The sequence below is a fragment of the Nocardia arthritidis NBRC 100137 genome (genome assembly GCF_001612765.1).
Taxonomy (GTDB): Bacteria; Actinomycetota; Actinomycetes; order Mycobacteriales; family Mycobacteriaceae; genus Nocardia; species Nocardia arthritidis.
Genome location: NZ_BDBB01000020.1, coordinates 85,269 through 108,473, shown reverse-complemented (window position 1 = coordinate 108,473; position 23,205 = coordinate 85,269). Strand labels below are relative to the sequence as shown.

Sequence of the window (23,205 nt, the reverse complement as noted above, 5' to 3'; positions counted from 1 at the left end):
GCTTCGTGGACCGATTGATAACTCTGGAGTTATTCGTGGAGCTACGCGATATCGAGATCTTCCTGACGCTGGCCGAGGAATTGCACTTCGGCCGCACCGCCGAACGCCTGCACGTGTCCCAGGCCCGCGTCAGCCAGGCCATCCGCACACAAGAACGACGCATCGGCACGGCACTGTTCGAACGCACCAGTCGCCGCGTGCAGCTGACACCGGTCGGGCGGCGCCTGCGCGAAGACCTACAGCAAGTCCACGACCTGCTCCAAGCCGCACTCGCCCGCGCCGAAGCCGCCGGGCTCAGCGCAGGCCAGATCCTCAAGATCGGAGTATTCGGGCACGCCGGCCACGAACTGCGGCCCCTGTTCGAGGCGTTCCGCACCCGTTATCCGGGTAGCGGCGTCACGTTCGGGGAGGTCAACGGCGCCGATCCGTTCAACGCGCTCCGCAGCGGGGAACACGATGTGAACGTGCTGTGGCTACCCGTCCTCGAACCCGACCTCACCGTCGGCCCCACCGTGCTCACCGGCCGCCGCGTACTGGCCGTCGCCGCCGACCATCCACTGGCCCAACGCGGCTCCGCGTCCCTGGAGGATCTCGCCGACAACCGTGTTGTCGACTTCGGTCCCGACGCCCCCGACTACTGGGTTGCGTCCATGGTCCCCACCCACACACCGCAGGGCCGTCGCATCCCGCGCGGGCCGATCGCACGGACTTTCCACGAGATCCTTTCCCTGGTCGCGTCCGGGCAGTGCGTCCACCCGCTGGGTGAGCTCGCGGCCCGCTACAACACCCCCCCAGGCATCGCCTTCCTGCCCATGCCCGACGCCCCCGAACTGCAATGGGCCCTGACCTGGCGCTCCACCGCCGACAGCGCCGCGATCCGCGCCCTGGCCCGCACCGCCGCCGACTTCGGCCCAATCCAGCTGTGAACCAACAGAACCCGCTATTCGACGACACCACACGCCGACAGCGCGGCAGGAGAAGATCGCTGCCCACCGACCGGACACGAATCGTAACGGCTTCGAGTAGCCCGGTGGGCTCACTCGGCGCTCGCTCGAGCGAGCGCCTCATCGGCGAGCGCTACCCCCGCCTCGTCCGGCGCGTACGTGGCCAGGGCGGCGACGAGGTCACGGATATCGCTGCGAATCGACGGTGCCGGTTGGGCGTGGCGGGCGACGTCGAGCTCGTTGGCGATGGTCAGGACGGCGAAATCGCGGAGTTCGGTTCCTTCGATCGCCTTCGCGCTGCCGGTGAATCTATCGGTCACGGGCAAGGGCCGTCGACCGAGCTCGCGGTAGGTGCGCGAGCGATCGCATGCGCCGTAGAGGTACACCAGCGCCGCCGCGTCGGAGCCGATAACGTGGCGCAGCTGTTGGTCATCCGTGGTCGGTAGCAGGGCGTGCCGGAACCCGTCGGTGCCGTATGACGCGTGACAGATCGACGCCAGCCGGGTTCGTGGCGCGGCGTTCCATTCGACGGTGAGGGCGTGCACCCGGCGAAGGTGCTCGAACAGGGTTCCGCCTGGGTGATCGATCTGTTCGGCGCCGAGCGTGCGCTGTAGCTCGAACGCGCGGCGGACGACGTCGTCGGTGCCGAGCCACTTGGTGGCATGCGCCGAGACGATGCGCGCGAGTGCCGCCGGGGCGTCGCGAGCGACGAGATGCCCGGCGTCCGATACGCGGGTAACGGTGACGCGCCGGTTGGTCATGGCAAGCCGGTCCACGTCGGCGTCGCCGAGCGGAGACCGTGGTCCTCCCCGTACGAGCAGAATGGGCAGGTCCGATGCCGTGATGATCGCGTGGAGTTCGGAGCGGGACGCGAGAATGTCGTCGGCGAGCTCGGTATCGCGGGCGAGGAGTCCGTGGTCGTCGAGCCAACGGCGGGCGCGATCCGCATCGATATGGGGAACGACGTCCACGAGCACGAGGCCGGCAACACGCCGCGCGACGGACGACTCAGCGAGGGCGGCGACGGCGGCGAACCCTCCGAGGGAGGCGCCCACCACGACGATCGGCGCCGGTTCGCCAGCCACCATCTCGATCACGTCGTCGGCGATCGCCCGCAAGGTGGTCGCCCGCCCGGAACTCTCGCCGTGCCCGCGCAGATCGAAGGCCACCGTCCGCAGTCCGCACTCGGTCATCCCCTCCGTGACCGGTGCCCAGACGTCGCGACGTTCTCCGCCCGCGTGAAGCAGCAGGACCGTGGGGCCCGCGCCGGTCACCGTGGCTCGAAGTGTGACGTCGCGCAGCGTAAGGGTCATGTCTGTCATCGCTGATTCACCTCCGTGCCGAATCTCGTTCTCGTCTCCATGATTTCGACCATCGACATCCCCCTCCGATTTACCTTGAGCCATCGAGGTAACGCTACGCAGGGAAACCTTGGCAAGTCAAGGTAAAATTCCGAGGTGACCAATTCGAGAACGCGCAGACCACCGGACGAAGCCCGCCGGTTGATCCTCGATGCCGCGGCTTCGCTGCTGGCCGAGGGAGGCGTCCCCGCTGTCCAGGTGCGCGCAGTGGCAGCGCGGGTCGGCATGACCGACGCCGGCGTCTCGCATCACTTCGGCAATCGCGAGAAGCTGCTCGCCGAACTCCTTCGCCATGGTGGACGCCGGCTTCGAGCCGCGCTCCGAGACGTCATCGCCGCATGGCTGGAGCACGGCACCGATCTCCTCGACCTCGTCGAGTCGCTCGAGTCCGTGTACCGGGGCGGCTACGGCGAACTCGCGGTGGCGCTGCACGCGGCGGGATGGCGCGACCGTGGTGCCGGCATGCTCGACCCGGTCGTCGACGCCCTGCATCGGAGCCGGCCTCCCGGAAGTTCCCTCGACGAGACACGACTCGCGGTCGCCGCCCTCCACCAGGCGATGGCAACCGAGCCCCTCTACGGCAGCGACTTCCGTCGGAGCGCCGGCCTCACCGGCGCGGCAGCGCAAGACTCGACCGCTCAGCTGCGCTGGTGGGCAAGCCAGCTTCAACGCGCGCTCGACATCGAACCGGCGCGCCGTTGACCCGAGAGCCGGTCAACACCCCTCGGTATCAGCAGTGCACCCCGAATACGCGTCCCGCGTAATAACCTGCGGCGTAGGAACATTCGCATATATTTGCGACGAACACACACCGTTCGCGGCGCGATAGGCGGATCAGCGCCGAGTTCGAGGCGGTTGAGATCGAACCCTCAGTGTGCCGCAGATAGTCAGGCGCCGGACATCCAGTCGAGGATCGCTCGCACGGCCGCACGAGCAGCGGCCGGGTCGGTCGCCGCCAGCGCCGCGGCCCCGGCGCGCTCGCACTGCTCATGGGTCACCTCGGCCAGCCCCGCGCCCACTGCGGCGACCGCGCCGGCCGCCATGGACAGCGATCCGACGCCGAAGCCGACGAGCACGCAAGCCAAGGCCGGATCGGCCGCGGCTTCACCACACACCCCTACGGGTTTGCCGAGACGCTGACCCGCGGCTGCGGCGCGCGCCACGAGAGCCAGCACCGCCGGCTGCCACGGGTCGGTGAGGGCGGCCAGCGCCGGAGACATCCGGTCGGCCGCCATCGTGTACTGCGCGAGGTCATTGGTGCCGACGGAGAGGAAATCGACGTGGCGCAGAATCGCCTCCGCGGTGAGCGCGGCGGCGGGCACCTCGATCATCGCGCCAGGGATCAGTCCACGGTCACGCACCTTCTCGGCGAATGATGCCGCTTCGGCCGCCGTCGAGATCATCGGCGCCATCACCCTGGGCGCCGGCACACGGCCCACGGCGGCCCGTGCGATCGCGTCGAGTTGCCGGTCGAGGATTCCGGAATCGCGCGCGGCAATGCGAATACCCCGCACCCCGAGCGCGGGATTGGCCTCGTCGGGATGGTCGGCGAACCGCAGCGGTTTGTCCGATCCGGCGTCCAGGGTCCGGATCACCACCTTCGCGCCCGCGTACGCGTCGAACACCTCGCGGTAGATGCGCTCCTGCTCCGCTACCGCGGGCTCGGTTTCCCGGTCCAGGAAACACAATTCGGTGCGGAACAGGCCGACACCTTCGGCCGGTGTCCGGCGCGCCGCCTGCGCACCCGAGCCGTCTTGGACGTTGACCAGCACTTCTACCCGGTGGCTGTCCGCGGTGGCGCCCGGCCCGACCCAAGAGGCGTCGCGCGCTGCCCGGGAACGGAACCGCTCGACCGCGCGGGCCGCAACCTCGGAATCGGGCTCGATGACGATGCGCCCGGACGAGCCGTCCAGCAGGACGCGCGTACCCGCCGCGACTGCGTCGAGACCGGCCACCGCGACGACGCAAGGAATGCCGAGTTGCCGCGCGATGATCGCCGTGTGGCTGGTAGGTCCACCGAATGACGTGGCCAAGCCGATGATGAGCGAGGGATCGAGCGCCGCCGCATCCGCTGGCGCGAGGTCGTCGGCGAGCAGGATCGCGGGCTGCTCGGGCAACGGAATGCCTGGTTCGGGTGCGCCCGCCAGTTCGGCGACGACCCGATCGCAGACGTCCCGGAGGTCCGTCACGCGTTCGGCCATCATTCCGCCGAGTTCGGTGAACATCTCGGCGAATCGGTCGGTGGCCGCGACCGCCGCCGCACGCGCCGGTGTGCCCGCCGCGATCAGCTTCTCCGCCGCACCGAGCCAGCCGCGGTCGGTGGCCATCGCGGCGTTCGCGGCCAGCACTTCCGCGGCGGCGCCGCCGGCCCGTGCCGCGCGCCCCCGCAAACGATCCGCGACGGTCGTCGCCGCCGCCACGAATGCCGCCTGCTCGGATGCCCGACCGGACTCGGGGATCAGATCCGTCGACTCCTCGACGCGTGGGCGCGCGACCGGCCGGACTGCGGACGCGCACGCCACTCCGGGCACCGCCGGTGTGCCGTCCAGTACTACTGATCCCACTTCTACCTGCGAAGATCTCGTCATCCCTCGCCTACCTCCACGCCTGAACCGGCGAACCCGATTCCATACCTGCCAGACCATCGATGTGATACAGACTACGCCAAAGGTTTGACAAAGCAACACAGTCAGATATAAAACAACATAAACCAACATCAAAGCGGGAGGTCCGATGTACGCCGAGGAACGGCAGCAGGCCATCGCGACGCTGGTCGGGCAACGAGGGCGCGTGTCGGTCACCGAACTGTCGGACCAATACGGCGTCACGACCGAGACGGTCCGGCGTGATCTCGCGGTCCTCGACCGGATGGGCCTGATCAGACGCGTACACGGCGGTGCGGTGCCCGCCGCCGCGCTGACCGCGATCGAACTCGGCACCGGCGAACGCGAGCACACCCGCGCGGCGGAGAAGGACCGCATCGCCAAGGCTGCTCTGGACTTCCTGCCGCCCACCGGCGGCAGCGTCCTGTTCGACGCGGGCACCACCACCGCGCGGATCGCCGCCCTGCTGCCGACCGACCGCGAGCTCGTAGCGGTCACCAACTCGGTGCCGATCGCGGCCCGGCTCAGCGGGCACGCCGCGGTGCGGTTGCACCTGCTCGGCGGGCGCGTCCGGGGCGTCACCCAGGCCGCCGTCGGCCCGGAGACCCAACGCATGCTCGCTGAACTGCGGGTCGACGTCTGCTTCCTCGGAACCAACGCGCTCACCACCGCACACGGCCTGTCCACCCCCGACATCGACGAGGCCGCGATCAAGCGCGCCATGGTGGCCAGCGCGCACCGCGTCGTCGTGGTCGCCGACTCCACCAAGATCGGCCGCGAGGATCTGGTGCGATTCGCCGAGATCGAGGACGTCGACGCCCTGGTCACCGACACCGGCGTGCCGGATTCGGTGCGCAACGAGCTCAGCGCGTCCGGCCTCGAGGTGGTCACGGCATGATCGTCACGCTGACCGCGAATCCCAGCATCGACCGCACCGTGACCCTGACCGAGGCGTTGCACCGGGGCGCCGTGCACCGCGCCGCCGCTGTGAGTTCGCATCCCGGCGGTAAGGGCGTCAATGTGTCGAGGGTGGTCGCCGCGGCGGGCCGCGCAACCGTGGCCGTCCTCCCCGGAAACACCGAAGATCCGCTTTTGCGGCAGCTGAGCGACGCGGGGATCGCCTACCGGGCTGTCCCGATGCCAGGGACGGCGCGGACCAATCTCACGATCGCGGAAACCGACGGAACCACGACGAAGATCAACGAACCCGGCCCTCCGCTGACCACTGCCTGCGCGGCTTCCCTGGCCGAAGCGCTCGACGACCTCGCCCGAGCCGCATCCTGGGTGGTGCTGTCCGGTTCGCTCCCGCCGGGAGTGCCCGCCGACTGGTACGTCGCATTGCTCCGGCGGTTGCGCGGCATTCCGGTGGCGATCGACGCCTCGGATGCGCCGCTGCGGGCGGTCGCCGCCACCTTTGATTCCCAAACGCCGAGGCTGCTGAAACCGAACGCCGAGGAACTCGGTCAGCTCACCGGCGCCGGCCCTGCCGATCTGGAGGATCCGGTGGCCGCCGCGCACGCCGCCGCGACGCTGGTCGAACGTGGTGTCGGGGCGGTCCTCGCGACGCTCGGCAAGGCGGGCGCCGTCTTGGTCACCCCGGATGGCGCCTGGTACGCGCCCGCACCGAGCGTGACACCGCGCAGCACGGTCGGTGCGGGGGATTCGGCCTTGGCCGGTTACCTGCTCGCCGACCTGGACGGCGCCGAGCCCGCCGAACAGTTGCGCCGCGCGGTCGCCTACGGCAGCGCTGCCGCAGCACTTCCCGGCACCGGCGTACCCGGGCCGCATGACATCGATCTCGACGCCGTCTCCGTCACGGCACTGGACGCCCTGCACAACATCTGAAGGAGGCCATGGTGGCCGACTCGATCATCTCCGAGGATCTGATCACCCTCGACGCCGATCTCGGCGCCGCCAAGGAGCTGGTGATCGCCGCACTCGCCGACCGCCTGGCCGAAACCGGCCGTGCGCAGCAGGCGGCGGCACTGCGCGACGCGGCGCTCGCCCGGGAAGCCCAGTCCGCGACCGGACTTCCCGGTGGGATCGCGATTCCGCACTGCCGCGCCGCGACCGTCACCGAAGCAACCCTCGCGTTCGCCCGGCTCGCCTCGCCAGTCGATTTCGGAGCCCCCGACGGTCCCGCCGACCTCGTCTTCCTCATCGCCGCGCCGGAGGGCGCGGGGGCCGAGCACATGAAACTGCTGTCCAGCCTGGCGCGTGCGCTGGTGAAGCCCGAGTTCGTCGGCCAGCTGCGCGCGGCGGCGACGCCCGCCGACATCGTGGCCTTGGTCGAGGGTGTGCTCGACGCACCGGCTACCGCGACAACCCCGCGCACCAGCACCACCGCGGCGAACACGACTGCGGGTACGGCACGCGGGCACGAGGCACCGGCCGCCGAGCGCACCATCGTCGCGGTCACCGCATGCCCGACCGGGATCGCACACACCTACATGGCCGCCGATGCCCTCGTCGCCGCAGGTAAACGCGCCGGTGTCACCGTGCACGTGGAAACGCAGGGGTCCAGCGGCAGCACTCCCCTCGGTGACTCGGCCATTGCGGCCGCCGCCGCGGTGGTCTTCGCCACCGACGTCGGCGTGCGCGGGCGCGACCGGTTCGCGGGCAAGCCCGTCGTGGCTTCCGGGGTCAAACGGGCGATCAACGAGCCGGATGCGATGATCGCCGACGCTCTGCGCGCCGCGGACGATCCCGGCGCCGACACCGTCGCCGGACGCGCGCCCGACGAAAAGCCCTTTCCCACCGGGAAACCGGAAGCCCTCGGCTGGGGCACCCGCCTGCGCCAGATTCTGTTGACCGGCGTCAGCTACATGATTCCGTTCGTCGCGGCGGGTGGCCTGCTCATCGCGCTCGGCTTCCTGCTCGGAGGCTACGAGATCGCCGACAATGCCAAGGCCATCGTGCTGGACAACTCGTTGACGGCGTTGCCCGATGGCGGTCTGGCCACCTATCTCGGCGCGGTGATGTTCCAACTCGGCTCGCTCGCATTCGGTTTCCTCGTGCCCGCGCTGTCGGGCTACATCGCCTTCGCCATCGCCGACCGCCCCGGCCTCGCACCGGGTTTTACCGCGGGAGCGGTCGCAGTGTTCGTCGGGGCCGGGTTCCTCGGCGGTCTGGTCGGCGGACTGATCGCCGGGTTCGCGGCGCTATGGATCGCGCGCTTCGCTGTCCCGCAGTGGGCCAGGGGCCTGATGCCGGTAGTGGTGATCCCGCTGTTCGCGTCGCTGATCGTCGGCGCGGCCATGTTCATTCTGCTCGGCAAGCCGCTCGCCGCGGTGACCAGCGGACTCACCAACTGGCTCAACGGGCTGTCCGGCACGTCCGCCGTCGCGCTGGGAGTCATCCTCGGCTTGATGATGTGCTTCGATCTCGGCGGTCCGGTCAACAAGGCCGCCTATTCCTTCGCTGTGGCCGGACTGGCCGTCACCGATACCGCGTCACTGCGCATCATGGCCGCGGTGATGGCCGCGGGCATGGTGCCGCCGCTGGCGATGGCGCTGGCCACCACGATCAGACCCCGACTGTTCACCACCGCCGAACGCGAGAACGGCAAGGCGGCTTGGCTGCTGGGGGCGTCGTTCATCTCCGAGGGCGCCATTCCGTTCGCGGCCGCCGACCCGCTGCGCGTCATCCCGTCCATGATGGCGGGAGGCGCGGTCAGCGGAGCGCTGATCATGGCCACCGGAACCACGCTCAGCGCACCGCACGGCGGCATCTTCGTCTTCTTCGCCGTCGGCCACATCCTGTGGTTCCTCACCGCGCTCGCCGCAGGCACGCTCGTCGGCGCGCTCTGCGTCACGGTCGCCAAAGAACTGGTCCGCACGCGATCCGCCGTGTCCTCCCCCGCCACCGTCACCGCTGGATAATCCCCCGAAAAGGAGTTCCCATGCTGCAGACAACCGTCGAAGTCGGCTCGTCCATCGGCCTGCACGCCCGTCCCGCCAACATCATCGCCGAAGCTGTCCAGGCCGCGGGCGTTCCCGTCACCCTCTCGCTCGCCGGCGGCGATCCGGTCGACGCGGGCTCGGCGCTGATGATCATGACTCTCGGCGCCACACAGGGCACCCCGGTCGTGGTCAGCAGCGACGACCAAGCAGCTCTGGACAAGGTCGCCGCACTGGTAGCCGCCGACCTCGACGCCTGAGTGGCTCCCGATCGCTCTTCGAGCAGCACATACTGGGACAGGGAACACGCCGAGTGGCGCCGACGCTGGTCCCGGACGGCGATCAGGCCGCGGCACGTGCCGATCACCCACTGCTGGGTGGGGTCACTTGCGCAGGCGGCGAACGAAGAAGTCGCGCGCGGCGGTCGATGCCTGGCCGAACTGTTCCTCGTACACCGAGAAATGACCCCCCTCGATCAGTTCGAGCTGCTTGGGTTCCAACGCCTCGGTGTAGCTCTGCAACGCCAGATCGGCCGGTGTGAGGGTGTCGTTCGCCGCAACGATCATCAGCAGCGGAGTTGGTGACACCCGGCGGATGAAGGCTTCGGGAGCGTAGGACTGGAACTTATCGATACTCGAGACCGTCACTTCGTTACGCCAAGTGGGAACTCGAGGCCCGTTGTCCATGAGCCACCGGTAAACCTCGGCGCCGGGCATGGCAACCAGTTCTGATGGATCGTCCGACGCCGCCTTGATCGTGGCATTCGGTGCGCCGGCGAAGCGCTGCTTCCGATCGTCGGCGATCGCCTCGTGCACGAGGGGCAGTTGCACCGAGGGAACCAACCGCGTGAAGGTCGCCCAGCCTCGAGTCAGGGGCACCTGCGACACCACGGCGCGGACCCGGCGGTCCGTGGCCGCCACCACGAGCACATGCGCGCCCGCGTAGCTCGTCCCCCATACCCCGATTCGTTCCGCATCCACGCCTTCGAGCTGCTGCGCGAAGGTGATCGCATCGCGGTATCCGTCGATCTGCGCCACCGGATCCACCTCGAAACGAGGCTCGCCGTCGGAGGTTCCGAACCCGGGATGGTCGTAGACCAGGCATGCGAGGCCCGCGTCGGCCAGCACTTCGGCGAAGGGGGCGACCCACTCCTTCACTCCCGCGAAACCGTGCGTCATCACCACCAGCGGTGCGTCGGCCGCTGTCTCTGTCGGGCGGTACAGCCACCCCCGCAACGTCACACCCTTACTGGTGAACTCCACGTCGGCGCGCACGGCGGACCCCTTTCATTACAGAATGGAACGTAATGATGCGAGGGTAGTGGCGTGCCCGAGTGGCGTCAATCACACTTGGAGAATCCGACGGCGTCCAGCGCGGATCGCACGGTCAGCCGTACCAGACGCTCATCGATGGGGCCGACGGCCGGAAACAGCGCACGCATCATCATCGGCCCGGTGATCAGATCGCAGATCCATTCCGGGTCGGTCCCCGGCGCTATCTCGCCCCTTGCCACCGCCCGATCCAGGATGGAAGCGGTGGATCTGCGGCGAGGCCGCAGAAATCGCTCATGGAAACTGACCGCGAGCGCCTCGTTACGCGACAAGTCGTCGAGCAGGCCGGGCAATGCGTTGCCCAAGACTTCGTCGGTGAACAACTCCATCTGGTGGCGCTGGATCGCGAACAATTCCGCCTCGATACCGCCCAGATCCTCCGAACCGGGATGTACGCCGTAGCGGTCGATCAAGACCGCGACCACCAACTCGGCCCGGTCCGCGTAACGCCGGTACAGCGCCGGTCGCGTAGTCGCCGCCTCTTCGGCCACCGCTTGCAGGGTGAGCGCGCCATACCCGCGCTGTGCGATCAGCCGCGCAGCGGCGTCGAGCAGTGCCCTGTCCACCGCGCGGTTCCGCGGTCGCCCCACACTCGGCAAGTCTTGACCGTCAAGCATCCGACCACCGTACGACGGCCGATAACGCCCGCGAACCAGGTCGGTGGCGTGGCGACCATTCATCCTCTGGCGGAGATGACACTGGCGGCCCAGCCCTGGCCAGAGGCGAGAAACCTCACCCGATGCGTACGAACCGCCCATCACAGGCTATTGTTGATCAAGTGCGTGACATGTCACGCCAAGCGTCGTAGATCGCATTCGCTTCGCAACCAGCGCTTGCCGCATCCGCTCTTCTTACGGCGATCGATTTTGCCCATCGGCAATCTCGCCATTCGTGCCCCGGCGCGGACCCGGAAGGTCCACAGACGGCTCGGGCACCACCTGATGTCCGAAAGGCACCGCAACACCTATGACTTCTGCTGACATCTCTTTTGCCGCGCTCGGCGTGAGCGCACCGCTGGTGAAGGCGTTGACTCGCGCCGGGATCACCGAACCTTTTCCGATCCAGACCGACACCCTGCCCGATTCGCTGGCCGGACGCGACGTGCTGGGCCGTGGCCGGACCGGCAGCGGCAAGACGCTCGCCTTCGCCATCCCGATGGTCAACCGTCTCGGCGGCGGTCTCGCCGGTAGGCGCGCACCGAGCCGCCCGACCGGCCTGGTGCTGGCGCCGACTCGGGAATTGGCCAGCCAGATCACGGCCGCGCTGGAACCCCTCGCCGCGGCCTATCGCATGACCGTCACCACGATTTTCGGTGGGGTCCCGCAGAACCGGCAGGTCCGGGCGCTGCGCGCCGGTGTCGACATTGTCGTCGCCTGTCCCGGCCGGCTCGAGGATCTGATGAACCAACGTCTGATCTCCCTGGACGCCGTCGAGGTCACCGTGATCGACGAGGCCGACCACATGGCCGACCTCGGGTTCCTGCCAGGCGTGACCCGCATTCTCGCGGCCACCCCGAATGACGGTCAGCGCCTGCTGTTCTCGGCCACCCTGGATAACGGCGTCAACAAGCTGGTCAGCCGCTTCCTGCCGGATGCCAAACTGCATTCCGTCGATGAGGCGAACTCCCCGGTCGCCGCCATGACCCATCACGTTTTCGAAACCGCGAGCGTCGAAGCCAAGCGCGAGGTCGTACATCGGCTCGCCTCCGGCTCCGGTCGGCGAATCCTGTTCATGCGCACCAAACATCAGGCTCGCAAACTGGCCAAGCAGCTGACCCTGGCCGGAATTCCGGCCGTCGATCTGCACGGCAACCTCTCGCAGGGCGCCCGCGACCGCAACCTCGCGGTCTTCGCCGCCGGTGATGCCCTGGTGCTGGTGGCGACCGATGTGGCCGCGCGCGGCGTGCACGTCGACGGTGTCGAGCTGGTCGTGCACGTTGATCCGCCCGCCGAACACAAGGCGTACCTGCACCGTTCGGGCCGTACCGCGCGGGCAGGCAACTCCGGTGAAGTGATCACCCTGGTGCTGCCCGGCGAACGACGCGACCTGGCCGACCTCATGCGCAAGGCCAAGATCACTGTGACACCGCAACGGGTCACCGCCGATTCGCCCGTGGTGGCCGAGCTCGTCGGCACGATTGCCCCATTCGTCGCACCCTCCTACAGCGAGCGGGCGGCACGTGAAGACGACCGCCGCAGCAGCAGCGGACCGTACCGTAGCAGTGGCGGACCGCGCAGGGGCAGTGGCGGACCGCGCCAAGGCAGCGGTCGTCGCAACGGCAGCGCGGCGCAAGGTCGGTCGCGCGCCAAGCCGCGCGCTCATTCCACGCGCGGAACGGCCGCATAAGGCCCGTTTTCGGTCACTCCCCCAGGCAAGTCCAATCCGAGATCGCTGGGTCGCTGAGCATCGCCGGCGAACTGCCGGGCATCGAATGCTGGTGAACGTGGCTCATGACGCCGGTACTGGCGGGCAACCCATCGGGTGCGAGGCAGTCGCGCCTGATGGGTTGCCGTGCGATTGCGTAACCTTCCCGGCACACTACTGAACCGAAACCCGCCTTCCTCGGCGTCAGATGATGAGTAGCCGACGGCCGTGTCGATCACTCCGGACCTCGGGTGTGTCCGCAGCGACGACGTCGAACAGGCCGGAGTTGAAAGTGACGCGTGAGACGCGGACAGCTGTGGCCGGAAACGCAGCGCAGTCGCACGTTCGGGGACGCACGGTCAGGCGGCGTAGTCCTCGGCCGCGATGGTGCGCGCCACCTTCTGCGGCGCGCCGCCGATGAGTCCGCGCCAGGGCAGGTAGGGCAGCAGGCGCACATTGAGGTTGCGGAAGCCGATCATGGCCCTATTGGCGGGGGCGTACCAGGCGCCGGTGCCTTCGGCGAACTTCTGACAGGCCGCCACCATGGGCCGCATCCGCTGCTCGTAAGCAGCAAAAGCGATGGTGTCATCGCCTGCGGCAGTGGCCAGTTCACCGGCGAGAGTGTAGGCGCCGACCAGCGACAGGTCCGCGCCCTGCCCCGACAGCGGAGAGGCGCAGTAGCCGGCGGATCACCGAGTCGATCACCCGCTGCCCAGCTACCCCACGACTCGTTCCCGGGACCGGTCCAGGCGGGTGATCATATCGAGCCGGAACCGACCGTAGGGGTTGATGTTGGACCAGAACAACGGCGCTGATCAGGCACGATGTTTTGGCGCTGGAAACCCGCGGTCAACGCCGTCGCGATCACCTTCGCCGACCGCCCGGCCTGACGCCCAAAGCTACCGATGGAGACCGCCGCCAGCGAGCCAACCCGACGCCGCAGGTCGAGCCGGTCCGTAGGGTGATAGCCGGTCAGCAGCATCGATCGCATGACCCCGGAACGCTGGGTGCCGATCCGTAGCGGATAAATTCGGATTGTGAATGGAATCGTTTATCCTGTTGCGGTTTTCATGGTGAAGGCCGGTCAGCGCGTATTGCGCCTGCGGACTCGGATAGTCGATGAATCACACCTGCCCCGTGTCGGAGGTGCGGTGGTGGCCAGCAATCACGTGTCGTATTTGGACCCCTTCGCTATCGCGCTTGCTGCGGACAAGATGGGCCGGGTGGCCAGGTTCCTGTCGACGCGGGAGCATTTCGACCATCGTGTATATGGCGCTGCGATGCGCAGTATGCGGCACATCGCAGTGGGCTCCGGCGGTGATCGCGAGGCATACCGCGCCGCGACCGCCGCGCTCGACGCAGGGGAGCTCATCGGGGTGTTTCCGGAAGCGACGATCGCACGATCGTTCACCGTCCAGCGGTTGCGGACGGGAGCAGCACGGTTGGCGGCGGGATGCGGTGTGCCGCTGGTACCGGTGGCTGTATGGGGCACGCAGCGGCTGTGGACCACGCACCACCGCGAACTCGATCAGCGGGGTCTGCCGCTCACGGTGATCGTGGGTGAGCCGATGTTCCCCGCGACTGACGACGACCCGGCCTACGTCACCATCCAGTTGCGTGACCGTATGAAGGAACTTTTGGACCGGGCACAGCGGGAATACCCCGAGTCCGGGACGGGACAGTGGTGGCAACCCCGTCATCTCGGCGGGTCCGCACCCACCCCTGCCGAGGCTGTGGCCCTGGACGCCGCGGAGAATGACGCACGGGATCGGCGCGAAGCGTGACATCCCAAACCCCCGTCGAGTGGCTCGGCGCGCCGGATGCGCCGTGGGTCTTCGTGCACGCGCATCCCGACGACGAATCACTGTTGACGGCGGGAACGATGCGCAGGGTCAGCGAGGCCGGACGGCGCACGGTCGTCGTGTTCGCGACCGATGGCGCTGCGGGACTTGCGGATTCGCCACCAGGTCCGCAGCTCGCAGCGCGTCGCGAGGGGGAGGCACTGGCATCAGCCGCAGTCCTTGGATGCGACCGGGTGGAATTCCTCGGGTACGCCGATTCCGGACTCGACGGTCACGTGCCAGGGGGCTTCTGCGGCGTACCTGTCGCCCAGGCGGCCGAGCGGCTTGCCGCACTCTTGATCGAGGAGCGGGCCGGGGTGGTCACTTCCTATGACGCATCCGGAGGTTACGGACACCCCGATCACGTGCAGGTTCATCGGGTGGTCGCGGCGGCCGCGCGGCGGGCCGCCACACCGTTGTTGCTGGAGGCGACAGTCGATCGCGATCAGTTACTGAGGGTATTGCGCTTGGTACACGCTGTCGGACTGTTGCCCGCGGGGGTAGCGATGGACCGGTTCAGCACGAGCTTTGTCCCCAGCTCGGACATCACCCACCGGGTCGACGTGCGACGCCATGCGAGCGTCAAGCGCGCCAGCATGATGGCCCATGCCAGCCAGTCGGGTGGCGGTGACGGCGTCCGCACCCTGCGCTTGTTGCGGCGGCTACCGATGCCGCTGTTTCGACGGATCTGCGGCACGGAATGGTTTGTCCAGCACGATGTTTGACCTCCGCGTAGAGAGAGACCTGCCCGTTGCGATGCCGGATGGTGAACGCCTGCTCGCCGACCGGTACTACCGTGCGTCGGGTGCACCCGGACCGACCATCCTGGTGCGATCCCCTATGGGACGTCGACCGCTCGGCGTCATCTATGGATTGTATTTCGCGCGCGCAGGATTTCAGGTGGTGGTGCAGGGCGGCCGCTCGGCCGAGGATGTGTTACCGCTGAGCACCGAGCGTGCCGACGGGTTGGCGACGATCGAGTGGCTTCGAGGTCAGGTGTGGTTCGACGGACGGTTGGCGTTGCATGGAATGAGCGCGATAGGGTTCGCGCACTGGGCCATTGCGGCCGATATTCCTGAATTGCGTGCTATTTCGGTTCATGTCGCGTCCTCATCGGTGGCCGACACGATCTTCACCGGCGGTTCGACTGCGCTGGAGTCCGTGCTGATCTGGTGTTCGAATCACAGCTTCAGCACCGCGCTGCGGGCGCCCCGTCGGGCGCGCCGGGCGATCGCGTCGGGCCGCCCGGCCGCGGAGTTGGATGTGCTGACCGGTGGTCGTACGGTCTCCTTCTATCAAGCCGTGATCGCCGACATCGGGGCGGGCAGCCCGTTGCGGGAGCTTCTCGACCACGGTCGCGCACCCGCGGCGTGCGCCGGAACCCCGGTGCATCTGGTCGGCGGCTGGTACGACATCTTCCTGCCGGGCCTCGTCCGCGACTATGCCGCATTGAGTGCGGCTGGTGGTGCGCCGCGACTCACCATCGGACCATGGGGGCATTACAGCCTCCGCCAGTTCGTCGTCGCGAATCGTGAGGCCCGCCAGTGGTTTCGCACCCACCTGCGTGGAGGTGAGAATCATCCGTCCCCCAGGCCCGTTCGCCTGTTCGTCACCGGGGTCCGGCGCTGGCGCGAATACGCTTCCTGGCCTCCACCCGGAACCAGTCCCGTGCGATGGCACTTGCGTGAGTGCGGACGGCTGTCGCGTATGTCTGCTGAGCAGGCGGGAAGCGATCATTTCCGATACGACCCTGCGGATCCCACGCCTGCTCCCCGTGGTCCCGTGATCGTCGGGTTCTCGCGGCCACAGGACTGTCGGCAGATCGAAAGTCGGACCGACCTGCTGATCTACACCAGCGACCCGCTCGGCGCACCGCTCGAGATCATCGGAACGGTGGTCGCCGAGCTTCGGTTGCGCATAGCCACCGCACACCCGCAGCGCGGGCGTGGTGTTTGCGATGTCGTCGTGCGCGTGTGCGACGTTCATCCCAATGGGCGATCTTTCAACATCTGCGAAGGCGTTCGGCGGGTCGAGCCACACACCGATGAGAACGACATCCGGGTCGAGTTGTGGCCGATCGCGCACCGGTTCGCCACCGGACATCAACTGCGCGTGCAGGTGTGCGGAGCAGCAGTTCCGCGCTATATGAGGCAGCCGGATCCGGCCGCTTACGAGCTCATTCGCGACCCGAGCGGTCCTTCGTCGGTGATTCTGCCGACGGCCCCCACCGGTCGCGGAACATGCTGAGGGCGACGGCCTCGTTACGGCCGGACCTGTTCACGGTGTGGTGCAGCGCGCCTACGAACGCGCCCGCCGCCTCGATCGGCACCCCGCGAACTGGTATCACCAACCGCCGCACACCCCGGCGCGCCAGATGCCCGGAGATCCACACGTCGTCCTGCCATCGCATTTCCGGCGGCCAGCCGTCGAAGTCGTGGACATCGTCGTCCAGCGCTCGGGGCGGGATCAGATATCCCCACATACCCATCAGCACATCGGCTGGGGTGGCCTCCGACACCGCGGTTCCGTATACGTGTCCGAAGTAGCGTGGGTCGCGGTCGAACCGCACACACGATCCCCGCACTCCCACAGCGGCTTTCGGCTCCACACGATGCGCCGCGAGCAGATCCGCGACGAACGTGTCCGGATAGATCGCGTCATCGTCGACTACCACGATAACGGCGTCCGGCTCGGCCAGCAGCGTGGGCAGCAGTTTTGTCGCTGGGCCCAGATCCGTACACCGCAGCACCTCCACACCCGATGGCAGTGCCGGCGGTTGCGGGTAGGCCTCACCCGTGCGTAGCGAGTGCCGCGGCCAGGCAAGTACCACTTGATCGGCGGGTTCGGTCTGGTCGAGCAGGCTGCGCAGCACCGGACCCAGGTACTGCACACGGTGCGGCACAGTCGACAACGTGATGATCACGCGCTCGGCGCGGGCAGGCACAGTGCGCGTCGGCGGATCGCGGTGCAACAGCCGTACGGCCCGCGAGAGGTCATGCGCGAAACCGCTGATCGTCGTGTTGACGAACCGTTTTCGGAAATGTTCGACGTTGCTCCACCCGATGCGGGCGGCATGTGCTGGCGAGATCATCCGAGCGTGTCACCCCCCTGGGCCGCTGCCGCGACGCGCCGTGCGGCATCGTCGTAGCAGGTACGCAGCCGATCCAATACGACAGGCCAACTGAATTCGGCGGGGGGTACGGCTCGATTATGGGCGCTGATTCGTTCCCGCAACGTCCGCCGCCGGCCCAACGATACCAGTGCGGTGACGAGGTCCTCGGTAGAGCGGCCCAGCAAACCCTCGCGACCGTCCTCGACGAAATCCGCGACACCGGTGCCGGATCGTGCGATTACTGGAACACCGGCCGTTCGAGCCTCCAAGGTTGCCAACCCGAAGGCCTCGCGACGTGTGACATTCAGGTACACGTCCGCCGACGCCAAGATCTCGCGCACGGCCCGATGATCCTGCGGACCCACCAAATGCACCCACTCGGCCATGTCATGCCTGCGCAGATAGCGGAGCATCGCACCGCGACGCGGGCCCGAGCCGACGATCGTGGCGCGCACGCGCACCTCACCGGCCAGCCGGCCCTGCGCCAGCCGCAGCACCTCGAGCAGCTTCATCGGTTGCCTGCGCGTGACCAGCCTGCCCACCGAAACGACATGCAGATCGGTGCCACTCGCGGACGGCGCCCTCCACATATCAGTTGCCACCGCGTTGGGCACTACAACGGGGGTACTGGACAACGCGCGCCCGACCTGGTCGGCGACGACTGTACTCACCGCCGTGAACACCATGCTGTCGTGCCAGCCCGCCAGCCGCCCGATCACGCCGTAGCAGGCCCTGACCGGGGGATCCCACATGCTGTGCACCGTGATGACGAGCGGAATACACAACCGAAGCGCGTGATGCGCGGAGTACAGCGCCAGCGGTGACGCCACACTCACGTGTATGTGCACGACACTGGGCCGCAGTCGCCGAAGTATGCCGCGCACGTCGGTCATTCGGCGTGGCCGGTGGACGCGGAACGGCAGATCCGAGTCGCTGCCGCCGACGGTCGCGGTGATGACGTGAACTTCTTCGCCGACAGCGGCCTGTGCGCGAGCCAGGGACTCGACCAGCACCTCGATGCCCCCGACGCGGGGCGCGAAAACATCGGTCAGATGCACTATCAACGACGGCCCCTGCGCCACAGTAAGTTCCCCCTGGATGTCAACAACCTTCGGAAGAATAGTTCTGGCGTGCAAGCAATGTCGGAACTAGACGCATAATCCTCGGCATGGATGAGATGCGGATCATCACCGAGGACGGCGTCGGGCTGCATGTCGAACTCGACGGAGACCCGACCGGTCCGCACACCCTCCTCTTCGTCAACGGTATCAATACCGGCTTGATCTATTGGGGCCATCAGCGCGCGACTCTCACCGACCTGGGCCGCATGGTGCTGTTCGACCACCGTGGGCACGGCCGCTCCGACGAACCGGCGACCGGCCGGGCCACGGTCGCGCAGCTAGGGCGTGACATCGGAACGGTCATCGACGCTATCGCATCCGAGCGTCCGGTAGTGATCATCGCGCACTCACTCGGAGGGATGGCGGTGTCCGCCTTGGCCGAACAGCGTCCGGAGTTGTTCGGCCGCCTGGTGGCCGGGGTCGCACTCCTGGACTGTGTTCCCCGAAGGTGGGGTGCAATTGCCTTGCGTCTACCTGATTTCGCCGTCGGTCCGGTGGTGCGCATGCTGTGGTGGGCGATACCTCCGTTGCGTCGCCTGCTCACCGACACCAGCGAACGCCGACACCCCGAACTCGCCGGACGTCGGGCTGCGCCGAGCAGGTGCACGCCGTTCGTCTCGCTCCATCGGGCCCGCAGGCTGATCGCTTCCCTGCGAACCATGACGTTGCTGTCCTTGCTGGCCGATGTCGCGACCTGTGACCACAGCGCTGGTTCGTCGGCTCTCGGGCGCGCACGGGTCCTAGTCATCGCGGGGGCCGAAGACCGCATGATCCCGTTGCGACACAAGGTGCGCGCCGCCGCCCGGATACCCGGTGCTGAACTGGTGATCGTGGCCGAAGCCGGTCACCTCAGCTCGATTGTCAAACCAGCCGACGTCGATGGGCATCTGCGCGCCTTCATCAGCGCACTGCCGGTCCCGCGCGCACAGGTGAACGGCCGAGCGGGCGAGGACGATCGCGAGCATGCCGATCCGCGACCACTGCTCACCGAAGGCGGTGCTGTTCCCACGCGCGACCCGCAGTCCTGAAGAGGGAAGTCGCCGCCGTCGTCGATGGTCCCCTTCAGCCCCCACAGAACCATTGGGAGGTGGCTGCCATCGGCCGCATCGCTCAGGTCGAGGGCGAGTTCGGCCTCGGACGCGGGACGATCTGTTGGATGAACAGGAGCGGGAACACGCCCCAGGTAACAGCATGCTGAGGCCGAGGTCCGACAGTCCGCTCGTGCGGATGGACATTGGTGAGCGGGTCGCGAACGGTCTCTCAAGTCTCGCGCGTGGCTGTTGTGTAGCGGGCGGCGATTCTGGTGACGGCGGCCGCAAGCTCCGGTGCTTGCTCGGTGTCGAGGTGGAAGTCGAGGTCCATTGCGGCGAGGTAGGCCGCGAGCAGATGGGGACTTCGAGCTCCGGCGTCCAGCGCGCTGGTGTGTGCATCGATCGGTTCGACGGTCCAGATGCCGGTGGGGATGCGGGCTGCGACGATGTCGGCGGGCGCGTGAACTGTGACTCGTGCGGTGTAGTTCCACAGTGCTGCCATCCGCCCGCGGGTCACGAAGGTCGCCAGATCCGGTCCGGGAAGTTCTCTCATCGTGAAGCCGGGCCCGGTCGGTGTCTTCGGGTCGATCCGATCGACGCGATAGCTGCGCCAGTCGTGGCGATCGAGATCGTAGCCGACGAGGTACCAGCGCCCGCTGCTGTGCACCATCCGGTGTGGTTCGACTCGACGACAACTGGTCGTCGCGTGGCGATCGCAGTAGTCGAATCGGAGTATCTCGGTGCGCTCGATCGCCGTGGCTATAGCACGAAACACGCTGGCGTCCAACATGTTTCCGCCATCGGGAACTGGTTCGGTTGCCGAATGCACCGTGTGCAGACGGTGACGCAGCCGAGGCGGGAGCAGTTGTTCTAGTTTGGCGGCCGCCCGGGCGGCGGCGTCACCGATACCGACCACGCCCGCGCGCGCCGCGGTGCGTAGAGCCACCGCGACTGCCACGGCCTCCTCGTCCTCGAATTGAAGGGGCGGCAGCGTGGCGCCGGCACGGAGTCGATACCCGCCGGCCACACCGGGCGCGGCGTCGATCTCATAGTCCAGCCGACGCAGCCGGGCGATATCGACGCGGATCGTGCGGGTGTTCACGCCCAGACGAGTAGCCAACTCGGCTCCGGTCCAGCAACGCCGGGTCTGCAGCAAACCGAGCAGTCGCAAAAGCCGGACACTGGTATCGACCATGCCGATCAGCCTCTCATCTATCGAGGAGCGGTTCGTGCCGCGATAGATGCCACTGTTACCGACATGACCACTTCGATGAGTCCCGCTGCCCCTTCCTCCCGGTCACTGGCCGGTCGCGGCGCCCTGATCACCGGAGGATCGCGCGGTATCGGTCGCGCCATCACTGCCAGGTTGGCAGCCTCGGGTGCCACTGTGGTGTTCACCTACAACACGCGGTCCGAAGCTGCCGAGACATTGGTTGCCGAGATCGCTGAACGCGACGGACACGCGGCAGCGGTGCGGCTGGATCTCGGCGACCCCGACCAGGTCACCGCAGCGTTCGCCGCCGCAGACACCGTATTCCAGCAGGCCGGTGTCGGTCTCGACATCCTGGTGGCGAACGCCGGTGTGTTCGCCAGTGCGCCCCTGGCCGAGGCGGGCATCGAGGAGTGGGATCGTGTGATGGCCGTGAACGCCCGCGGAACGTTCCTCACCCTTCAGCAGGCAGCGCCGCGACTGCGCGACGGTGGACGGGTCCTCACCCTCTCCACGGTCGGCACCCATTGGCCCAGCCCCGGGGAAGCGATCTACGCGGCGAGCAAGGCGGCAGTCGAACAGCTCACCCGCGTCGCCTCACGCGAATTCGGACACCGAGGCATCACGGCCAATACCATCTCTCTCGGTCCGACCGACACCGACCTACTCCGTTCCAGCGCTCAACCGGGCGCTGTGGAGGGAGCCGTAGCCATGACAGCACTCGGACGCATCGGCCGACCCAGCGACATCGCAGACCTCGTGGCCCTGCTGGTCCATCCGGACAACCGATGGGCCACCGGCCAGAACATCCGTGCGGACGGCGGACTGACTTGACAGGCCATCCGAAAGTCGCGATCCCTAGATCCGCTGAGGTGGACGGCGCTCTGCGGGGGCTCGCGTGAACAAACTCGCGGATTCGAATGTCGGCCTTCCGCGGCGGCCGTCATGATGGACGCTGTTTCCGCCCCACCACAGCCAGTGGTCACCTCGGCCGGGCTGCGCCGGGTGTTGGTGGTGCTGTGCGTCACCGAGATCACCAGCTGGGGAATTCTGTTCTACGCCTTCCCCGTGCTGCTCGGGCACATCACCACCGATACCGGCTGGTCGGCCACCACGCTGACCGCCGCGTTCTCCGCAGGACAACTCGTGGCCGCCCTCGCTGGGATCCCGATTGGGCGCTGGATCGACCGCCACGGTCCCCGTGGAGTGATGACAGCGGGGTCGATACTGACGATCCCTGCGCTGATCCTGGTCGCGACCGCATCGCACCCGGTGTGGTTCTTCGCCGGATGGTTGTTGATCGGGATCGCCATGGCAGCGGTGCTGTATCCCCCCGCCTTCGCCGCGCTGACCCGCTGGCACGGCCCCAACCGGGTTCGTGCTCTCACGGTGCTCACGTTGGCTGCGGGCATGGCTTCGACGGTATTCGCCCCGTTGACCGCCGCGATCTCCATGCAGTTGAATTGGCGGGCAACGTATTTGGTGCTCCTGGTAATTCTGGCCGTGGTGACCGTGCCGGGGCACTGGTTCGGGCTGCGGCTGCCGTGGCCGCCCCGCCCGGTCGCGGAACCTGAGCACGCGCACCTCACCGATCCGGGGCCGATCGCGCGTAGCCGCTCCTTCCTGACGCTGGCGGTCGCGTTGAGCGCAGCGGGGTTCGCGTCGTTCGCGGTGGTGGTCACCCTGGTTCCGCTGCTGACCGAACGCGGTCTGGACAACGGCCTGGCGGCGGTCGCGCTCGGGCTCGGCGGCGCCGGGCAGGTCGCCAGCCGTATCGGTTACTCCGCGTTCGCCGTGCGCACCAGCATCCGAACCCGCACCGTGGTGATACTGCTCGCCATCGCCGCGACCACCGGCCTGCTGGGGGTCTTCACCACCGCGTGGACGTTGATCCCGGCTGCGGTCGCCGCCGGCATGTCGCGCGGGGTGTTCACCTTGTTGCAAGCCACCGCCGTCAGCGACCGCTGGGGAACCGGGCACTACGGGCGCCTCACCGGCCTGCTTGCGGCGCCGCTGATGATCACCATGGCCTCGGCGCCGTTCGCCGCCACCGCCCTGGCATCCCTCTTCGGCTACGCCACTACCTTCCTGCTCCTGGCCGCCCTCGCCGCCGCAGCCGCCGTTCTGTCCACCGCGAGCATCCCGCCACCCGGACCGAAGTGACTATTCATGACCGAGAGTTAGGCGCCGACCCACACCCACCTAGAGATGGTCCGGGTCCGACGCTCGTCGGGTGGCAGGGCCGCGATAAGGTTGCCGGAGTTGCCCTTCGCCTACACAGTGGCCCGGCAGCCGTCCGAATGCTACGAATCAACGACGAAACACCCTGCCAGGCAATTCAATCGGTTTCGAGCACCGGTCAGTATGTCCCGGCGGAATGATCACTGT

22 protein-coding genes are annotated in these 23,205 nt (G+C 67.8%); 13 read left to right on the top strand and 9 right to left on the bottom strand.

The features are described 5' to 3' along the window. Positions 1–35: 35 nt before the first annotated feature. Positions 36–926 (top strand): LysR family transcriptional regulator, encoded by an 891-nt coding sequence (locus NA8_RS16720; protein WP_063051314.1) that lies wholly within the window; start codon positions 36–38, stop codon positions 924–926. Between the two features lie 110 nt (positions 927–1,036). Here the strand turns inward: NA8_RS16720 and NA8_RS16715 are convergent, their stop codons facing one another. Then, positions 1,037–2,266: an alpha/beta fold hydrolase gene (locus NA8_RS16715; RefSeq protein ID WP_063051313.1), complete on the bottom strand. Its 1,230-nt coding sequence runs from the start codon at positions 2,264–2,266 to the stop codon at positions 1,037–1,039. 180 nt (positions 2,267–2,446) lie between these two features. Here NA8_RS16715 and NA8_RS16710 point away from each other — a divergent pair, with 180 nt between their 5' ends. After that, entirely contained in the window at positions 2,447–3,007 is a 561-nt protein-coding gene (locus NA8_RS16710; RefSeq protein ID WP_218019472.1) for a TetR/AcrR family transcriptional regulator, read from the top strand. 185 nt (positions 3,008–3,192) lie between these two features. Here the strand turns inward: NA8_RS16710 and NA8_RS16705 are convergent, their stop codons facing one another. Next, positions 3,193–4,893, bottom strand: coding sequence for a putative PEP-binding protein (locus tag NA8_RS16705; protein WP_063051311.1), 1,701 nt, complete (start codon positions 4,891–4,893; stop codon positions 3,193–3,195). Positions 4,894–5,038: 145 nt separating this feature from the next. Here NA8_RS16705 and NA8_RS16700 point away from each other — a divergent pair, with 145 nt between their 5' ends. From NA8_RS16700 to NA8_RS16685, 4 genes are read left to right on the top strand one after another with little or no spacing between them, the layout of a single operon-like run. After that, positions 5,039–5,806, top strand: coding sequence for a DeoR/GlpR family DNA-binding transcription regulator (locus NA8_RS16700; protein WP_063051310.1), 768 nt, complete (start codon positions 5,039–5,041; stop codon positions 5,804–5,806). Then, entirely contained in the window at positions 5,803–6,753 is a 951-nt protein-coding gene (gene pfkB / locus NA8_RS16695; RefSeq protein ID WP_063051309.1) for a 1-phosphofructokinase, read from the top strand. Before NA8_RS16700 ends, pfkB begins: the two co-directional genes overlap by 4 nt. Positions 6,754–6,764: 11 nt before the next feature. Then, positions 6,765–8,789 carry a PTS fructose transporter subunit IIABC gene (locus NA8_RS16690; RefSeq protein ID WP_245663873.1) on the top strand — a complete coding sequence of 675 codons (2,025 nt, stop codon included), beginning with the start codon at positions 6,765–6,767 and terminating at the stop codon, positions 8,787–8,789. A gap of 20 nt (positions 8,790–8,809) precedes the next feature. Further along, positions 8,810–9,067, top strand: a complete 258-nt coding sequence (locus tag NA8_RS16685; protein WP_063051307.1) for an HPr family phosphocarrier protein — start codon at positions 8,810–8,812, stop codon at positions 9,065–9,067. Positions 9,068–9,190: 123 nt separating this feature from the next. Here the strand turns inward: NA8_RS16685 and NA8_RS16680 are convergent, their stop codons facing one another. Next, complete coding sequence (locus NA8_RS16680; RefSeq protein WP_063051306.1) at positions 9,191–10,081, bottom strand: alpha/beta hydrolase; 891 nt, start codon at positions 10,079–10,081, stop codon at positions 9,191–9,193. Positions 10,082–10,146: 65 nt separating this feature from the next. Further along, positions 10,147–10,704 carry a TetR/AcrR family transcriptional regulator gene (locus tag NA8_RS16675; protein ID WP_169810515.1) on the bottom strand — a complete coding sequence of 186 codons (558 nt, stop codon included), beginning with the start codon at positions 10,702–10,704 and terminating at the stop codon, positions 10,147–10,149. Positions 10,705–11,104: 400 nt separating this feature from the next. Here NA8_RS16675 and NA8_RS16670 point away from each other — a divergent pair, with 400 nt between their 5' ends. Next, positions 11,105–12,484, top strand: a complete 1,380-nt coding sequence (locus NA8_RS16670) for a DEAD/DEAH box helicase (RefSeq protein WP_063051304.1) — start codon at positions 11,105–11,107, stop codon at positions 12,482–12,484. 377 nt (positions 12,485–12,861) lie between these two features. Here the strand turns inward: NA8_RS16670 and NA8_RS35160 are convergent, their stop codons facing one another. Next, positions 12,862–13,056: a hypothetical protein gene (locus NA8_RS35160; protein ID WP_245663872.1), complete on the bottom strand. Its 195-nt coding sequence runs from the start codon at positions 13,054–13,056 to the stop codon at positions 12,862–12,864. A gap of 203 nt (positions 13,057–13,259) precedes the next feature. Further along, a complete protein-coding gene (locus NA8_RS33820) occupies positions 13,260–13,484 on the bottom strand; it encodes a hypothetical protein (protein WP_157106741.1) in 225 nt (74 codons plus the stop codon). A gap of 88 nt (positions 13,485–13,572) precedes the next feature. Here NA8_RS33820 and NA8_RS16660 point away from each other — a divergent pair, with 88 nt between their 5' ends. The 3 genes from NA8_RS16660 to NA8_RS16650 are packed head-to-tail and all read left to right on the top strand — an operon-like array spanning position 13,573 to position 16,590. After that, positions 13,573–14,286 carry a lysophospholipid acyltransferase family protein gene (locus tag NA8_RS16660; protein ID WP_063051302.1) on the top strand — a complete coding sequence of 238 codons (714 nt, stop codon included), beginning with the start codon at positions 13,573–13,575 and terminating at the stop codon, positions 14,284–14,286. Between the two features lie 53 nt (positions 14,287–14,339). Continuing rightward, positions 14,340–15,068 carry a PIG-L deacetylase family protein gene (locus tag NA8_RS16655; protein WP_218019470.1) on the top strand — a complete coding sequence of 243 codons (729 nt, stop codon included), beginning with the start codon at positions 14,340–14,342 and terminating at the stop codon, positions 15,066–15,068. After that, complete coding sequence (locus tag NA8_RS16650; protein ID WP_218019469.1) at positions 15,049–16,590, top strand: CocE/NonD family hydrolase; 1,542 nt, start codon at positions 15,049–15,051, stop codon at positions 16,588–16,590. Before NA8_RS16655 ends, NA8_RS16650 begins: the two co-directional genes overlap by 20 nt. Here the strand turns inward: NA8_RS16650 and NA8_RS16645 are convergent. Together NA8_RS16645 and NA8_RS16640 are read right to left on the bottom strand one after the other, a co-directional pair. Next, positions 16,520–17,434 carry a hypothetical protein gene (locus tag NA8_RS16645; protein WP_063051299.1) on the bottom strand — a complete coding sequence of 305 codons (915 nt, stop codon included), beginning with the start codon at positions 17,432–17,434 and terminating at the stop codon, positions 16,520–16,522. The genes NA8_RS16650 and NA8_RS16645 overlap by 71 nt on opposite strands. Continuing rightward, positions 17,431–18,513, bottom strand: coding sequence for a glycosyltransferase family 4 protein (locus tag NA8_RS16640; RefSeq protein WP_245663877.1), 1,083 nt, complete (start codon positions 18,511–18,513; stop codon positions 17,431–17,433). The genes NA8_RS16645 and NA8_RS16640 overlap by 4 nt, the downstream gene beginning before the upstream one ends. 110 nt (positions 18,514–18,623) lie before the next feature. Between NA8_RS16640 and NA8_RS16635 the strand changes: the two genes are divergently transcribed. After that, positions 18,624–19,604 carry an alpha/beta fold hydrolase gene (locus NA8_RS16635; RefSeq protein ID WP_063051297.1) on the top strand — a complete coding sequence of 327 codons (981 nt, stop codon included), beginning with the start codon at positions 18,624–18,626 and terminating at the stop codon, positions 19,602–19,604. 232 nt (positions 19,605–19,836) lie between these two features. On the opposite strand, the gene NA8_RS16630 is transcribed toward NA8_RS16635, so the two are convergent. Beyond that, the gene (locus NA8_RS16630; protein WP_063051296.1) at positions 19,837–20,802 is read right to left on the bottom strand and encodes a helix-turn-helix transcriptional regulator; all 966 of its coding nucleotides are present in this window, start codon (positions 20,800–20,802) and stop codon (positions 19,837–19,839) included. A 63-nt stretch (positions 20,803–20,865) separates the two neighbouring features. Between NA8_RS16630 and NA8_RS16625 the strand changes: the two genes are divergently transcribed. Continuing rightward, positions 20,866–21,651: an SDR family oxidoreductase gene (locus NA8_RS16625; protein ID WP_245663870.1), complete on the top strand. Its 786-nt coding sequence runs from the start codon at positions 20,866–20,868 to the stop codon at positions 21,649–21,651. A gap of 114 nt (positions 21,652–21,765) precedes the next feature. Further along, positions 21,766–22,980 carry an MFS transporter gene (locus tag NA8_RS16620; RefSeq protein ID WP_174550092.1) on the top strand — a complete coding sequence of 405 codons (1,215 nt, stop codon included), beginning with the start codon at positions 21,766–21,768 and terminating at the stop codon, positions 22,978–22,980. Positions 22,981–23,205 lie beyond the last annotated feature (225 nt).

What these genes read in the sequence shown, in the direction of transcription:
- NA8_RS16715 (WP_063051313.1), bottom strand. Translation starts at nt 2,266, where the DNA reads ATGACAGACATGACCCTTACGCTGCGCGACGTCACACTTCGAGCCACG.
- NA8_RS16705 (WP_063051311.1), bottom strand. Translation starts at nt 4,893, where the DNA reads ATGACGAGATCTTCGCAGGTAGAAGTGGGATCAGTAGTACTGGACGGC.
- NA8_RS16700 (WP_063051310.1), top strand. Translation starts at nt 5,039, where the DNA reads ATGTACGCCGAGGAACGGCAGCAGGCCATCGCGACGCTGGTCGGGCAA.
- pfkB (WP_063051309.1), top strand. Translation starts at nt 5,803, where the DNA reads ATGATCGTCACGCTGACCGCGAATCCCAGCATCGACCGCACCGTGACC.
- NA8_RS16685 (WP_063051307.1), top strand. Translation starts at nt 8,810, where the DNA reads ATGCTGCAGACAACCGTCGAAGTCGGCTCGTCCATCGGCCTGCACGCC.
- NA8_RS16670 (WP_063051304.1), top strand. Translation starts at nt 11,105, where the DNA reads ATGACTTCTGCTGACATCTCTTTTGCCGCGCTCGGCGTGAGCGCACCG.
- NA8_RS35160 (WP_245663872.1), bottom strand. Translation starts at nt 13,056, where the DNA reads ATGCGGCCCATGGTGGCGGCCTGTCAGAAGTTCGCCGAAGGCACCGGC.
- NA8_RS33820 (WP_157106741.1), bottom strand. Translation starts at nt 13,484, where the DNA reads ATGCTGCTGACCGGCTATCACCCTACGGACCGGCTCGACCTGCGGCGT.
- NA8_RS16660 (WP_063051302.1), top strand. Translation starts at nt 13,573, where the DNA reads ATGGTGAAGGCCGGTCAGCGCGTATTGCGCCTGCGGACTCGGATAGTC.
- NA8_RS16645 (WP_063051299.1), bottom strand. Translation starts at nt 17,434, where the DNA reads ATGATCTCGCCAGCACATGCCGCCCGCATCGGGTGGAGCAACGTCGAA.
- NA8_RS16635 (WP_063051297.1), top strand. Translation starts at nt 18,624, where the DNA reads ATGGATGAGATGCGGATCATCACCGAGGACGGCGTCGGGCTGCATGTC.
- NA8_RS16630 (WP_063051296.1), bottom strand. Translation starts at nt 20,802, where the DNA reads ATGGTCGATACCAGTGTCCGGCTTTTGCGACTGCTCGGTTTGCTGCAG.
- NA8_RS16625 (WP_245663870.1), top strand. Translation starts at nt 20,866, where the DNA reads ATGACCACTTCGATGAGTCCCGCTGCCCCTTCCTCCCGGTCACTGGCC.
- NA8_RS16620 (WP_174550092.1), top strand. Translation starts at nt 21,766, where the DNA reads ATGGACGCTGTTTCCGCCCCACCACAGCCAGTGGTCACCTCGGCCGGG.